15 protein-coding genes are annotated in these 12,908 nt (G+C 65.4%); 6 read left to right on the top strand and 9 right to left on the bottom strand.

Annotation, left to right across the window (positions count from 1 at the left end; all coding sequences use genetic code 11):
- The first annotated feature begins 141 nt into the window (after positions 1 to 141).
- The 4 genes from ftsE to BSY18_RS15665 are packed head-to-tail and all read left to right on the top strand — an operon-like array spanning position 142 to position 3,015.
- Entirely contained in the window at positions 142 to 873 is a 732-nt protein-coding gene (gene ftsE / locus BSY18_RS15650) for a cell division ATP-binding protein FtsE (RefSeq protein WP_069051965.1), read from the top strand.
- Positions 873 to 1,769, top strand: coding sequence for a cell division protein FtsX (locus BSY18_RS15655; RefSeq protein ID WP_069051126.1), 897 nt, complete (start codon positions 873 to 875; stop codon positions 1,767 to 1,769). Before ftsE ends, BSY18_RS15655 begins: the two co-directional genes overlap by 1 nt.
- Entirely contained in the window at positions 1,766 to 2,296 is a 531-nt protein-coding gene (locus tag BSY18_RS15660) for a YdcF family protein (protein ID WP_054135179.1), read from the top strand. The genes BSY18_RS15655 and BSY18_RS15660 overlap by 4 nt, the downstream gene beginning before the upstream one ends.
- A 2-nt stretch (positions 2,297 to 2,298) precedes the next feature.
- On the top strand, positions 2,299 to 3,015 hold the full coding sequence (locus BSY18_RS15665; RefSeq protein WP_069051127.1) for a lysophospholipid acyltransferase family protein: 717 nt from the start codon (positions 2,299 to 2,301) through the stop codon (positions 3,013 to 3,015).
- Between the two features lie 116 nt (positions 3,016 to 3,131).
- Here the strand turns inward: BSY18_RS15665 and BSY18_RS15670 are convergent, their stop codons facing one another.
- The 6 genes from BSY18_RS15670 to BSY18_RS15695 all read right to left on the bottom strand — a co-directional run bounded on the left by BSY18_RS15670 (position 3,132) and on the right by BSY18_RS15695 (position 9,099).
- Complete coding sequence (locus BSY18_RS15670) at positions 3,132 to 4,106, bottom strand: ParB/RepB/Spo0J family partition protein (protein ID WP_054135177.1); 975 nt, start codon at positions 4,104 to 4,106, stop codon at positions 3,132 to 3,134.
- Positions 4,106 to 4,891, bottom strand: a complete 786-nt coding sequence (locus BSY18_RS15675) for a ParA family protein (RefSeq protein WP_054135176.1) — start codon at positions 4,889 to 4,891, stop codon at positions 4,106 to 4,108. The genes BSY18_RS15670 and BSY18_RS15675 overlap by 1 nt, the downstream gene beginning before the upstream one ends.
- Positions 4,888 to 5,580: a 16S rRNA (guanine(527)-N(7))-methyltransferase RsmG gene (gene rsmG, locus BSY18_RS15680; protein WP_069051966.1), complete on the bottom strand. Its 693-nt coding sequence runs from the start codon at positions 5,578 to 5,580 to the stop codon at positions 4,888 to 4,890. Before rsmG ends, BSY18_RS15675 begins: the two co-directional genes overlap by 4 nt.
- 7 nt (positions 5,581 to 5,587) lie before the next feature.
- A complete protein-coding gene (gene mnmG / locus BSY18_RS15685; RefSeq protein ID WP_069051967.1) occupies positions 5,588 to 7,435 on the bottom strand; it encodes a tRNA uridine-5-carboxymethylaminomethyl(34) synthesis enzyme MnmG in 1,848 nt (615 codons plus the stop codon).
- Positions 7,436 to 7,533: 98 nt separating this feature from the next.
- Positions 7,534 to 8,829, bottom strand: a complete 1,296-nt coding sequence (gene mnmE / locus BSY18_RS15690) for a tRNA uridine-5-carboxymethylaminomethyl(34) synthesis GTPase MnmE (RefSeq protein ID WP_069051128.1) — start codon at positions 8,827 to 8,829, stop codon at positions 7,534 to 7,536.
- 15 nt (positions 8,830 to 8,844) lie between these two features.
- A complete protein-coding gene (locus BSY18_RS15695; protein ID WP_171900254.1) occupies positions 8,845 to 9,099 on the bottom strand; it encodes a DUF6489 family protein in 255 nt (84 codons plus the stop codon).
- A gap of 103 nt (positions 9,100 to 9,202) precedes the next feature.
- On the opposite strand from BSY18_RS15695, the gene BSY18_RS15700 reads away from it, so the two are divergent.
- Together BSY18_RS15700 and BSY18_RS15705 are read left to right on the top strand one after the other, a co-directional pair.
- On the top strand, positions 9,203 to 9,925 hold the full coding sequence (locus BSY18_RS15700) for a dienelactone hydrolase family protein (RefSeq protein ID WP_442856583.1): 723 nt from the start codon (positions 9,203 to 9,205) through the stop codon (positions 9,923 to 9,925).
- A complete protein-coding gene (locus BSY18_RS15705) occupies positions 9,922 to 10,320 on the top strand; it encodes a nuclear transport factor 2 family protein (RefSeq protein ID WP_069051129.1) in 399 nt (132 codons plus the stop codon). Before BSY18_RS15700 ends, BSY18_RS15705 begins: the two co-directional genes overlap by 4 nt.
- Positions 10,321 to 10,435: 115 nt before the next feature.
- On the opposite strand, the gene BSY18_RS15710 is transcribed toward BSY18_RS15705, so the two are convergent.
- The 3 genes from BSY18_RS15710 to BSY18_RS15720 form a co-directional block, all read right to left on the bottom strand.
- The gene (locus tag BSY18_RS15710) at positions 10,436 to 10,807 is read right to left on the bottom strand and encodes a c-type cytochrome (protein ID WP_069051130.1); all 372 of its coding nucleotides are present in this window, start codon (positions 10,805 to 10,807) and stop codon (positions 10,436 to 10,438) included.
- Positions 10,804 to 11,808: a Vgb family protein gene (locus BSY18_RS15715; protein ID WP_069051969.1), complete on the bottom strand. Its 1,005-nt coding sequence runs from the start codon at positions 11,806 to 11,808 to the stop codon at positions 10,804 to 10,806. The genes BSY18_RS15710 and BSY18_RS15715 overlap by 4 nt, the downstream gene beginning before the upstream one ends.
- An 89-nt stretch (positions 11,809 to 11,897) precedes the next feature.
- Positions 11,898 to 12,869, bottom strand: a complete 972-nt coding sequence (locus BSY18_RS15720; protein WP_069051131.1) for a 2OG-Fe(II) oxygenase — start codon at positions 12,867 to 12,869, stop codon at positions 11,898 to 11,900.
- Positions 12,870 to 12,908: the final 39 nt, after the last annotated feature.

Below are 12,908 nucleotides of genomic sequence, written 5' to 3' on the forward strand. Positions count from 1 at the left end.
GGCCAGAGATTTTTCAACGGGTTGGCAGCCTGTCCGGCACCCGATTCGATGCGATCATGACCGCGGATCACGGCCTGTGCGCCTTTCCGATTGCCTGCCCCGTCCGCGGCGCGCTATCGCGACAGGATGAGCAGCGCGACCATGGATAGCATCGTCCAGTTCGAGAATGTCGGGCTGCGCTATGGCACCGGTCCCGAGGCGCTGTCGGACCTCAGTTTCACGCTGTTTTCGGGCCAGTTCTACTTCCTCACCGGGCCCTCTGGCGCAGGCAAGTCCTCCTTGCTCAAGCTGCTGTATCTGGCGCAGCGCCCCAGCCGCGGGATGATCCGGCTGTTCGACAGCGATCTGGTGACCTTGAGCCGCGACCGGTTGCCGGGGTTCCGCCGCCGGATCGGGGTGGTGTTCCAGGATTTCCGGCTGGTGCCGCACCTTTCGGCGTTCGACAACATTGCGCTGCCGCTGCGGATCGCAGGGATGCGCGATGCCGATCTGGCCACCCCGGTGCGCGAGATCCTCGACTGGGTGGGGCTGAGCGCGCGCGGCGATGCGCTGCCCGCGACGCTGTCGGGCGGCGAGCAGCAGCGCGTGGCGATCGCCCGCGCGGTGATCACCCGACCCGATATCCTGGTCGCCGACGAGCCCACCGGCAATGTTGACCCCGACATGGCGGTCAAACTGCTGAGATTGTTCGAGGCATTGAACCGAATGGGCACCACGATCATCGTCGCCACCCACGACATCCATCTGATGACCCGGATCAAGCGCGGACAGATGATGCGGCTCGAGTGCGGGCGGCTGTTCGACCCGACAGGCGCGCTACGCTACCCCCCCAAGCCTTCCGATCTGCGCGGCTGGGACGGGGAGAGCCGCTGATGCTGGGCGCGCTGTTTCCCACCGCGCACGACCGCCGGTTGATCCCGCAGGCGCGGCTTACCGGGCCGATGCCTTGGGTGATCGCGGTGATGCTGTTCCTCACCCTGCTCGCCAGCGCCGCCGCGCTCGCATTGGGCAGCGCCGCCGACCAGATCAACGCCGATCTTGCCGGACGCGCGACGGTGCAGATCGTCAACGCCGATGCGGATATCCGCCAGCGCCAGGCGGATGCCGCGCAGGCCGTGCTGCGTTCCGACCGCGCGGTTGCAGCGGTCACCCGGGTTAGCGATGCCGAGGTGCGCTCGCTCCTCTCGCCCTGGCTGGGCAGCGGCGCGCTGAGCGAAGACATCCCCTTGCCCAGCCTGATCGACGTGAACTTCCGTGCCAAGGCCGATCCAGCGACGCTGGGCCGGTTGCGCGACGCCCTGGGCGAGGCGGCGCCCGATGCACGGATCGATGCACACGGGCAGTGGCTGCGCCCGGTGTTCGATCTGATCGGCACGCTGCGCTGGCTGGCTATCGCGCTGGTCGCGCTGCTCGCGCTCGCCAGCATTGCCTCGGTGATGCTCTCGGCGCGCAGCAGCTTTGCCGCGCACGCCGAGACCATCGACATCATGCATCTCCTGGGCAGCACCCATGCGCAGATCGCGCGGCTGTTCCAGCGCCGCATCGCACTGGATGCGGCGCTCGGTGCGCTGATCGCCTGCCTGCTCGCCGCGCCGGTGCTGTGGCTGCTGGGTCAGGCCGCCGCGCGGCTTGATTCGGGGCTGGTGTCTGCCGGATCCTTCGGGCCGCTCGACTGGCTGCTGCTTGCAACCGTGCCGATTGCCGGTATTGCGCTGGCAGTGCTCACCGCGCGCATGACCGTTCTTGGCGCGCTCAGGAAAAAACTGTGATTGTCCGCCTCTTGTCATCGGTGTTGCTGGCCTGGATCCTGGGCTTTGCCTGGTTCGCCATCCTGCTGCCGCAGCCCCTGGGCGAGCAGCAGACCGATGCGGTGGTGGTGCCCACTGGCGGGCCGCTGAGGATCGACCGCGGGCTCGAGGCTTTGCGCAACAAATGGGCCGACCGGCTGCTGATCTCGGGCGTCGACCGCGATGTCCGCCCGGCGGAACTCAGCGCGCAGTATCCCGGCTCCACCGAATTGTTCGACTGCTGCGTGGATCTGGGCTTTCGCGCCTATGACACCCGGTCGAACGGCATAGAAACCGCGCGCTGGGCCAAGCAGCGCAAGGTGACATCGGTACGGCTGGTGACCACCGACTGGCACATGCGCCGCGCCGAATACGAGCTGCAGCGCGCGCTTCCCGATGACATCGCGATCTATACCGATGCGGTCGCCAGCAAGCCCAGCCTGATGACGCTGTGGCGCGAGTACAACAAGCTGGTGCTGCGCGTGCTCGCCGGTTTGTTCGGGGTGTGACCATGCGGACCGCGCTTGCCCTGTTCCGGTCGATCCTGTTCACCATCGCCTTTTATGGCGGATCGGTTCCGATCGTCATCATCGCGTTCATCATCCTGCCGTTCTCGCGGCATCGGCTGCAGGGGATGGCGCGCGCGTGGGGCGGCTATCATTATCTGTGCGCGCGCACCTTTCTGGGAATCCGGGCGCGGATCGACGGCGAGATACCGCAAGGCCAGGTGCTCTATGCGATCAAGCACGAGAGCTTTTTCGAGACCATCGAGCTGCTGCGCATCTTCAACCGCCCCGCAGTGGTCGCCAAGATCGAGCTTTCCCGCATTCCGCTGTGGAGCCAGATCGCGCGCACCTATGGCATGATCTTCATCGATCGCGCGGGCGGTGCCGTCGCGCTGCGCGCCATGATGACCGAGGTCCGCCGCTTCGTCGCCGAAGGTCGCTCGATCGTGATCTATCCCGAGGGCACCAGCATCCCGCCAGGCGAGCAGCCGCCGCTGCAGGCGGGCTTTGCCGGGCTGTACAAGCTCGCCAAGCTGCCCGTGGTGCCGATCGCGCTGGACAGCGGGCATCTCTATCCCCGGCGCGGCTTCATCAAGCACCCCGGCGTGGTCACCTACAAGTTCGGCGAGATCATCCCGGCGGGCCTGCCGCGCGAGGAGATCGAGGCGCGGGTGCACGCCGCGATCAACGTGCTTAACGATCCGAGGCGGATTTCGCCCTAGGGAAGCTTCGTCACCCCCGCGAAGGCGGGGGTCCCGCTTGCGCGTCATACCTAGCGGCTAGCGTCATTCCCGCGTTCGCGGGAATGACGAAAATATAAAATAACTTATTGATACGTCTAAATAATCTCACCGGATAGCCGCTGGCAGATCAGGTCGAGCTGATCCAGATTGCCATAGCGCACGGTCACCGCGCCGCTGCGCTGGTTGGCATCGGCGGTGATCTTGACCTTGAGCCCGAGCAGGTCTTCCAGATGCCGCTCGACCGCCGCGATATCCGCATTGCTCGCCGCATCCTCGCCGCCCTGACGGACGCGGGGCTTGCTCCCCGATTTGCCCGCCGCATCGCTGCGCGCGCGCCGCACCAATTTTTCGACATCGCGTACCGACAGCCCGCGATCGACCACTTCGGCAGCGATGCTCTCGGCGTCGGGCACGTTGATCAGCGCGCGGGCATGGCCCATGCTCAGGCTCTTGTCGGCGATCATCTTGAGAACCGGCTGCGGCAGAGCCAGCAACCGCATCAGGTTGGCGATGTGGCTGCGCGACTTGTCGACCATCCGCGCGACCTCGACCGGGGTGTAGCCCTGGTCACCCACCAGCCGCTGATAGGCCTCGGCCTCCTCGACGGGGTTGAGGTCCTCGCGCTGGATGTTCTCGATCAGCGCCAGCGCAAAGGTGTCGGGGTCGCTGAGTTCGCGGACGATCGCAGGGATCTCGTGCAGCCGCGCGCGCTGCGCCGCGCGCCAGCGGCGCTCGCCCGCGACCAGCTCATAACCGCCGCCTGTGCGTGGACGCACGATGACCGGCTGGATCACGCCGCGCTGCGCGATCGAGCGCGCCAGATCATCGAGCGCCTCCTCGTCGAACCAGCGCCGCGGCTGGCCGGGGTGCGGGCGGATTTCGGAAAGCGGCAGCGTGCGCAGACCGGTGATCGTGGCTGCCTGACCCGGAGTGCCGTCCTCGCGCCGCACCAGCGGCTCTTCGCGCACCGCTTCGCCGAGCAGCGCGTTGAGCCCCCGGCCCAGACCCGATGGTCGCTTGCGTCCCAGGGCCTTGGCGATATCGGGCAGGTCGCTGTGTTCCTCGGCCATCAGGCGGCTTCCTCTTCGACCCGGGGCATCCGGGAAATGAACTCTCGTGCGAGCGCAATATAGGCCTCGGAACCGACGCAGCGGTGATCATAGATCAGCGCCGGCATGCCGTGGCTCGGCGCCTCGGACAGCCGCACATTGCGCGGGATCACGGTATCGAACACCAATTTGCCAAGCACCGCGCGGACATCGTCCGAGACCTGGTCGGTGAGCCGGTTGCGCCGGTCGTACATGGTCAGCACCACGCCGATGATCGACAGATCAGGGTTGAAGCGCTGCTGCACCCGCTCGACCGTCTGCAGCAGCTGGCTCAACCCTTCGAGCGCGAAGAACTCGCACTGCAGCGGGACCAGCACCTGGTCGGTCGCGATCAGCGCGTTCAGCGTCAGCAGCCCGAGCGAGGGCGGACAATCGATCAGGCACACCTGCCAGCGTTGCTGATGCGCACTGTCCATCGCCATCTTCATCCGGTGGGTGCGATGCTCGAGATCGACCAGCTCGATCTCCGCGCCCGACAGATCGACCGTGGCAGGCACGATATCCAGCCCCGGAATCTGCGTTGGCACCGCGCATTGCGCCAGCGAGCTTTCATTGGTGAGCAGATCATAGCTCGAGAACTCGCGGTCGTTGCGCGCGATGCCCAGACCCGTCGATGCGTTGCCCTGCGGGTCGAGATCGATCAGCAGCACCTTGAGCCCCGTCGCAGCCAGCGCAGTCGCCAAGTTTATCGCGGTCGTGGTCTTACCCACCCCACCCTTCTGATTCGCAACCGCAATGCGGATCATGATCTGCTCCTGTGCTTGCGCATGGGTCGTTGAAGGACGCTGCGCGGCGGATTGCTGGATGGGACGCTGCCGGTACCGACCAGAATCGCGGCATCGGCGTCGGTCAGGCTCTGTTCCACGTGAAACATACTTTGCCACGCAGACGGGGCGCTTTCCAGTTCCGTGCGCGCATTTCGTCCCTTCGGCAGCAACCAGCGGGTGTTTTCTGTGGAAAACCGTGCAGCGCCTTCAAGCAGCCGCGGCAAAGGTGCAAAGGCGCGCGCGGAAATATAGTCCGCTGCAACTGTCGGAACCCGTTCAAGTGCTGCTCCGGCGACCTGCACACGATCGCCCAGTCCGAGATGTGCGATCGCGCGCTCGAGATAGGCAATCCGCAACCCACGCGATTCGACCAGCGTCACCTGGCATGGCGCGATCAAAGCGATCACCAGCCCCGGGAACCCTGCCCCACTGCCCAGATCAATCCAGTGCTCGTCAACTCTTGGATCGGCAAAGCGCAGCAGCTGCGCGCTATCGACGATATGCCGCTGCCACATATGCGCCAGCGTCGAAGCGGAAACCAGATTCTGGTGCTCGGCCTCAGCGACAACGAACGCGTTGAGGCGCTCCAGCAACGCCATTGTTTCACGTGAAACACCCAGCGTGTCCGTCAGCCACGCCTTGGCGCTCTCTTCATCCTGGATCAGCATCACGGTCTCACGCCGCACGGCGGCGGGCATGGACCAGGATAGCGGCAAGCGCTGCCGGTGTGATTCCCCGCACGCGACTGGCCTCGGCCAGCGTCTCGGGCCGCGCAAGCGTAAGCCGCTCCACCATCTCGTTCGATAGCCCGGTGATCATTCGGTAGTCGATGTCCATGCCCAGCGCGACCCGCTCATTGGCACGCAGATCGCGCAGCTCGGCATCCTGCCGCGCCAGATAGGGAGCGTAGACCGCATCCTCCTCGATCTCGGCGATCAGGTCGTCGGCGAGATCGCGATCGCCCTCGATCAGCGGCGCCAGCGAGGCAAGCGACACTGCGGGGAAGCGCAGCCAGTCATAGAGGCTCTGGCGCGCGCCATCGGCCTTTACCGGCAGACCCAGCGCTGCCAGCTCGGCGCAGCTCGCCTGCCGCTCGAGCGCGATCATCATGTCCGCCTTGGCGCGCTGGCGCTGTTCGTACCAGCTCCGGCGTTCGGATGCCACGCAGCCATTGGCAATCGCGATGCCGGTCAGCCGGTCCGAGGCGTTGTTGGCGCGCAGCCGCAATCGGTATTCGGCCCGCGCGGTGAGCATGCGATAGGGTTCGGTGACGCCCTGCAGCACGAGGTCGTCGATCATCACCGCGATATAACTGGTTGCCCGATCGGGCAACTCCACCTCGCGGCCCAGCACTTGGGCTGCTGCGGCCATGCCGGCGACGAGCCCCTGCGCTGCGGCCTCTTCATAGCCGGTGGTGCCGTTGATCTGGCCTGCGCAATACAGACCCGGCATGCTGCGCAGCTGTAGGCGATGATCGAGCGCTCGCGGATCGATATGGTCATATTCAACGGCATAGCCCGGCACCACGATCTCGGCGCGCTCAAGCCCTGCCATCGATCGGACGAACGCGAGCTGGACATCGGTCGGCAGCGAGGTCGAAATGCCGTTGGGATAAACCAGATGCGTATCCAGCCCCTCGGGTTCGAGGAACACCTGATGCCCGTCGCGGTCACCAAAGCGGTGGATCTTGTCCTCGATTGACGGGCAATAGCGCGGGCCCTGCGCACCGATCGCCCCGCTGAACAAGGGCGAGCGATCAAGGCTGGCGCGGATGATGTCGTGCGTCTGCTGGCTGGTCCGGGTGATCGCGCAGAAGACCTGGGGGACGGTCCGCCCGCCACTCTGTGGCGACATGGTCCACGCCTCGCCATCGCTGGGCTGCTCGTCGAGCATGGCCCAGTCGATCGTGCGCCCGTCGATCCGCGGTGGGGTTCCGGTCTTGAGCCGCGCGATCGGCAGGTCTGCGGCCCGCAGCTGCTGCGCCAACAGGCTCGCACCCGGCTCGCCGATGCGCCCGCCCTCGAGCCGCTCTTCGCCGCGAAACAGCCGCCCGCCCAGAAACGTCCCTGTCGCCAGCACCACCGCGCGCGCCGTGACGGTACTGCCGTCCGCCATATCCACGCCGGTGATCGCGCCGCCGTCCATTCGAAGCGCGGCAACCTCGCCTTCCACAATCTCGAGATTGTCCTGCGCAGCCAGCATCCGCTGGATCGCCGCCTTGTAGAGGGTACGGTCGGCCTGGACACGAGGTCCCTGCACCGCACTGCCCTTGGAGATGTTGAGCATCCGGTAGTGAATTGCGGCCTCGTCTGCGGCGCGCGCGATCAGCCCGTCAAAGGCATCGACCTCGCGCACAAGATGCCCCTTGCCCAGACCGCCGATCGCGGGATTGCACGACATCGCGCCGATCGCGTCGTGGGTGAAGCTGACCAGGGCGACGCGCGCGCCCATCCGCGCTGCCACTGCCGCAGCCTCGCACCCGGCGTGTCCGCCGCCGACAACAAGAACATCAAATTCCACCATGGCACGGCGCATAGCCCAATTGCGGGATTCGGTCGAGGGGGTGGGAGATCTTGGAAGACCATCTGTCTTCTCCCGCAAGCGGGGGGGGGGGGAAAGGTCTACTTCCCGATGCAGAAGTTTCCAAAGAGTGCGTCGAGCATGTCCTCGACATGCGTGCGGCCCAGCAGCTGGTCGAGCGCCAGCCGCGCCAGTCGCAGCGATTCTGCGCGCAGCAGCAGGTCGGGCTGGCACACCGCTTGCTCCAGCGCATCACGGCACTCGGACAGCAGCCGGTGCTGGCGTTGATTGAGTGCCACGTCGCCTGCGCTGGGAAGCAGAGTGCGCGCGGTTGCCACCAGATCGTCAACCAGGCCCTGCAGCCCCTCCCCGGTGCGCGCCGACAGACGGTGCCGCGGCGCAGCTTTTGTTTCACGTGAAACACCGGGCCGATCGATCTGCGCCTCGATCTCCCACCTCACTGGACCGCCCTGCCCTTCCGGACCCAGCCACAGCACGAGATCCGCGCCGGCCATCGCATCGCGCGCGCGGTCGATGCCGATCGCTTCGATCGCCTCGGCACCCTCTTCGCGCAGCCCGGCGGTGTCGGTGAACATGAAGGGTATCCCGCCCAGCGCCACCGGCGCCTCGATCAGATCGCGGGTGGTTCCCGCGATATCGGAGACGATCGCCGCCTCGCGCTGGACCAGTGCGTTGAGCAAGGTCGACTTGCCACTGTTGGGCGGCCCCGCCAGCACCACGCGAATGCCATCGCGCAACCGCTCGGCGCGAGGTCGTGCCAGCGCGGTGCCGATCTCGCCAGCCAGCGCGGCAATGCCCTGCCCGGTGGCGTCGCCGCCCCCTTCACCGACATCATCCTCATCTGAAAAATCGAGCTCGGCCTCAACCTGTGCGGAGAGTTGCAGCACCGCCTGCCGCCACCCTTCAACCTGGCGCGACAGATGCCCGCTCGCCATGCGAATTGCGGCCACGCGCTGCGCTTCGGTTTCGGCGAACAGAAGGTCTGCGAGCCCTTCGGCTTCGGCCAGAGCCATCCGCCCGTTGAGGAATGCACGGCGCGTGAATTCTCCGGGCTCGGCAAGCCGAAGTCCGGGCATGCGGGTCAGTACAGCTTCCACAGCACGCACCACCGCTCGCCCACCATGCAGATGAAGCTCGGCCAGATCCTCGCCGGTTGCAGTTGCGGGGCCGGGAAACCACAAGACCAGAGCGCGATCGAGCAGGTTGCCATCACCCGGATCGCACAGATCGCGCAGCACGGCACGGCGCGGCGATGGCAGCGCTCCGCCGAGTGCGGTCAGTGCGGCGCCTGCCTCAGGTCCACTGATCCGGATGATGGCCAATGCAGCAGGCGGCGCGCCGCTCGACAGCGCAAAGATCGTATCGCCTGCGTGCATCGTCAGAAAGGGCGGTCAGCTACCGCTTTTCGGCTTGCCGCTGGCACCGGCTGCGGCGGCTTCCATGATCTGCTGGAAGAAGCGCAGACCCATCTCTCCCATCGGCGCGATGTTCTTTGCCATGGTCTGCAGCTGGTCGACGTTGCTGGTGCCCTTCATCGCGTTCACGACACCATCGACATAGGTCTTGTTGACATCCGATACGTCAGGCAGCCCCATGAAACGACGCATTTCTTCGGGGGAGCAATCGACTTCGATATTCACTTTCATGGCAATCAACCTTCTAGCAGCGCAAGGCCCCCAAGCCCCAGTTTCACGCTTATCAGCCTGATCAAAGTGGGTATAAATGGCCGCCAAAGCAAACGAATTGATGATGGAGAGCAAAATGGGTTCGACGCACAACATCCAGACTTTCGACCATGAAGGCACGTTCAGCGCCTATGTCGCCGCGCCTGAAGGCACCCCCAAGGCCGCCATCATCGTGATTCAGGAGATTTTCGGCGTCAATCCGGGCATACGCCAGAAATGCGACGGCTGGGCCGGACAAGGCTATCTGGCGGTCGCGCCCGATCTTTTCTGGCGGATCAAGCCAGGCCTCGAGCTCGACCCCGATGTCGAAGCCGAGTTGCAGGAGGCGTTCGGCTATTTCGGCCAGTACGACACCAATGACGGCGTTCAGGACATCGAGGCGACGATCCGCGCGATCCGGGCCGGAATCGGCGGGCTCGGCGGCGTCGCCAAGGTGGGCGCGGTCGGTTACTGCCTGGGCGGCAAGCTTGCCTATATGGTCGCGGCCCGCACCGACATCGACGCCAGCGTCGGCTATTACGGCGTTATGATCGACCAGATGCTCGATGAATCGCACGCCATTGCCAACCCGCTGATGCTGCACATTCCGACCGCCGATCATCTGGTGGGACCCGAAGCGCAGGCGGCTGTGCACGCCGGGCTGGACAGCCACCCGCGCGTCACGCTGCACGACTATGAAGGGCTCGATCACGGCTTCGCCGCCGAAATGGGCAACCGCCGCGATGAAGCCGGGGCGCAGCTCGCCGATGGCCGCACCGCGGCCTTCTTTGCCGAGCATCTCGCATGAGCGCGGCGGTGGCAGGGGTCGCGGCCTGGCATGACTACATGCATGGCGGCTCCACGCCGGAAAAGCTGGACGCCATGCTGGCAGAGCACGCGGTGTTCCACTCGCCGGTGGTCCACACGCCGCAGGAAGGCAAGGCCAAGGTGTTCGCTTACCTCCACGCTGCCGCGCATGTGCTGGGCAATGACAGCTTTCATTATGTCCGCGAGATCGTCGACGGCGACAGCGCGATGCTCGAATTCGCGCTCGAGCTCGACGGGATCCAGGTCAACGGCGTCGACATCATCCGCTGGAATGCGGACGGGAAAATCGAGGACTTCAAGGTCATGGTCCGCCCGATGAAGGCGATGAACAAGGTCTGGGAGAAAATGGGCGAGATGTTGGCGAAGGCGGGCTAGTGTTATCCTGTTCACCGTCATTCCCGCGAATGCGGGAATTCCGCTTTGGCACGACGCTTGCGCGTAAGCGGGACCCCCGCCTTCGCGGGGGTAACGGTGAGGATAACCAGTTGGGTTACCTTATCTCCATCAGATACGTGACAATCGCGGAGCGTTCATCGGCCTTCTTCAGCCCGAAGAATCCCATAGCATTCCCCGGCACAAGCTTTTGCGGGTCGGCCAGAAACCGCTCCAGAAGAACGGGTGCCCACCGACGGTTGTATTGAGCGAACTTACTGAAAGCTTTGGAGTATTTGAAATTAGGGTCCGAGGCGATCGCGCGCACGGACAGACCGGCGAGATTGGGTCCGCTCAGCCCCGTCTCGCCCTTCACCACCGAATGGCAGCTGTAGCAGCGCTGGAAGGCGCGTTCACCGATCTGGTTGGTGGTCTGGGCCCAGGCGATGCCGGGTACCAGCAGCGCGAATACGCCCAGCCAGCGGATCACTTGCCCTTGGTCCGCACCACCATCATCCGCTCGGTACCCGATTCGGGCAGCATCACCTCGCCCTTGCGGCCCAGGATCTGGCGGACATTGGCCCCCTCGCCGCTGCCGGGATAGCGCGCGGTGAACGTCTCGCTGCGCGGGTCGAACACGCGGGTGGAATTGTCGCCGAAATCGCTGACCCACACCATATCGCGCTCGTCGACATAGACCGCATAGGCCTGGGGCTTGGCGCCGGGCAGCTTCCACGTCTTCCAGCTCCTGGTCGAGGGACGATAGCGGTAGAGTTCGCCGCTGTTCCAGCCGGTGATCCACAGATCGCCCTTGCTGTCCGCCCACACCCGGCGCAGCCCCGCGCCCGGCGTCGGCGGTTCGATCACGCTGATCTCGCCGCTGGCGCTGTCGATCTTGGCGAGGTGGCTGCCGGCGAGCGAGACGTACCAGACGGTGCCATCGGGCGCGGTGGCGATGCCATAGGGGCCGCGACCCTTGGGATCCTTCCACACCTCGACCTTGCCCGACGCCGCATCGACCCGGCCATAAATGCCGTTCTGCCCGGTGAACCAGTGCACGCCCTTGCCGTCAAACGCGCCGGTGTTGAGATTGGTGTAGCCGGTGTCCGCAGGCAGCTTCCACACGTCGATCTTGCCATTGGCGGGGTTGTAGCGGACGATCGCGTTCTGACCGCCATCGGTGATCCACGCCATGCCGTCGGGGCCCTGGATGACGCCATGCGGCGCGGATTCGGGGCCGAGCGGGACCTGCACCACCTGGCCGGTCACCGGATCGAGAATGCCCAGCGCGCCCTGGCGCTGCGCGGTGTACCAGATCTTGCCATCAGGGGCGGGCGCAACGTCATGCGGGCGCGAACCCTTTGGCAGTTCGAACAGCGTCACCTTGTCGGATATCTCGGCGGACGCGGCGATCTGCGCGCGTTCTTTCGCCGATGCCATCGAGGGCAAAAGCGCAACCACCGCGATTCCCGCCAGCCAAATCCGCATCATCACCCTCGCCTCCATCGCTCATCGGTCTTTTTCAACAGACTATCAGGATTCGAACCTTCGAAACCAACAAATGTTTCGGCAGCCGTACCTCAGCGCGCGGGCGCTTCGTCCCAGGGTGTCCATGGCCGGGTGCGGATCCAGCGGGTTGCGACCCATTTCTCGCCGGTGTCGACGGGTTTGCCCTCGTGCCGGGTGCGCGGATCGATGGCGCCATCGCCATGCGTGTTGGCAAAGACCAGCAACCCGCCGCGCCGGGGCGCGACATCCAGCCCGAGCAGCGGAAAGTCGGTCGCACCTCCGTCAAACCCATGGTTGAGATAGACGATCGCTGTCCACTGCCGCTGGTTGGTGACATTCGGCAGGCCATCATGGTGCAGCCGGTATTGCTGGCCGGGGGTATAGCGCAGGACATGCAGCATCTCGCCCGCGCGCCAGTCGGTCACTGTGACGGTCGCGATCCGCCGGTTGATCGCATTGATCACGCAATCCTCATCCACCGGCCCGAAATTGGTGCCGTGTGAGGTGCGAACCGGGTGCGGCACGCGCTGGCGAGACACCGGATCGATGACGAAACTGGGCGCGAGCCGCACGCGAGCCGCCTCCATCACATGATCGCACAACGCTGGTGGCAGGAAATCTGAGTAGAACCGGATATCGGGGTCGACGCTCAACACCTCAGCGGGCGGCAGCGGCGCGGCTGCTATCTGCTCCAGCAAATCCTGCTGGTGGCGATAAAAGGGATCGGATGCTGCCAGCGCAGCGACGCGCGCCTGCGCTGCTGCAGGGTCGGCGGTTCCTGCCATGCCATTGCCAAGCAGCGCGATCTCGGCGGCGACTGCCTCTGGATGATGCTGCGCGGCGGCATCGCGGAACAGGTCGAGCGCCGCTGATGGATCGCGTTCGACGCACTGGCCATAGAGCCGCCAAAGGCCGAGCTCATATTGTGCTGCCGCATCTCCCGCCTGCGACCGGGTGGTGAGCAGCGCCACTGCGTCTGCCGCACGGCCCTGCCCCAGCAGCATGCCGAGTTGCCGCCGCAGATCGGTGGCGGCGTCAGTCATGGAGCGATGTCATCCCGGCCATGCCCGCTGTTAACACAG

The sequence above is a fragment of the Blastomonas sp. RAC04 genome (assembly GCF_001713435.1).
GTDB lineage: Bacteria > Pseudomonadota > Alphaproteobacteria > Sphingomonadales > Sphingomonadaceae > Blastomonas > Blastomonas fulva.